Below are 621 nucleotides of genomic sequence, written 5' to 3'. Positions count from 1 at the left end.
GTTTCAGCACATACCGGCTACAACCTGCATGCTCTGGTGGAACTGATGATACACGCGTTACCTGTACAGGCCAGTAGCGCTTTTTATTGCCAGTTAAAGCCAGAAAATCATACGGAGGAGAGTGATGTCGCTGTACGTCAGCGTTTTGGTGAAATAGCCGGTTCGGCTTTTGATACGGTGATCACTTCTGAGCGTCTGCCTTCTGGCTGGAGCTTGTTGCTGAGGAGGCTGCGGGAAAAACTGGTACAGCTTGCATCGGAATTATGGGAGAGGATTTTTGGCTGAACCGGACAGACTCAGCCACGGACAGATGTAAACCCGTTACTTTTTATACCTTACGGATAAGGTTCGTTTTACGTAGTTCTTACCGATTTCATAGTCCGGGTTCCATGTCGCCAGATTATGCACACCGATTGCGGCGGCGCTTACCGCTCCCAGAAGTGCTGTTGGTGACCACAGGGAGCCTGCCACCGCAGTGCTTCTGTATTCGGTGTATACACGGCAGGTTAATTTCTTCTGCTGATGTTCAATCGCGTACCCCTCTCTTTCTTTGAATCTATAAATGTCCCTGGGCATGCGCCTTAGGGTCAAACGTTGCACTTTTTCAGGGCAGTGTATGTC

At 49.8% G+C, this 621-nt stretch carries 1 protein-coding gene and 1 pseudogene; one reads left to right on the top strand and one right to left on the bottom strand.

Annotated features, from left to right (window positions below; translation table 11 throughout):
• Positions 1–285, top strand: a pseudogene (locus tag KQJ18_RS24320) (GTPase); the annotation flags it as partial.
• A 36-nt stretch (positions 286–321) separates the two neighbouring features.
• On the opposite strand, the gene KQJ18_RS24315 reads toward KQJ18_RS24320, so the two are convergent.
• Complete coding sequence (locus KQJ18_RS24315) at positions 322–618, bottom strand: hypothetical protein (protein ID WP_346014733.1); 297 nt, start codon at positions 616–618, stop codon at positions 322–324.
• Positions 619–621: the final 3 nt, after the last annotated feature.

The organism is Citrobacter sp. S55_ASV_140 (assembly GCF_018919505.1).
Lineage (GTDB): Bacteria > Pseudomonadota > Gammaproteobacteria > Enterobacterales > Enterobacteriaceae > Citrobacter > Citrobacter werkmanii.
Note: the sequence above shows the minus strand (reverse complement) of the source record. Positions and strands in the feature narration are given on the sequence as shown.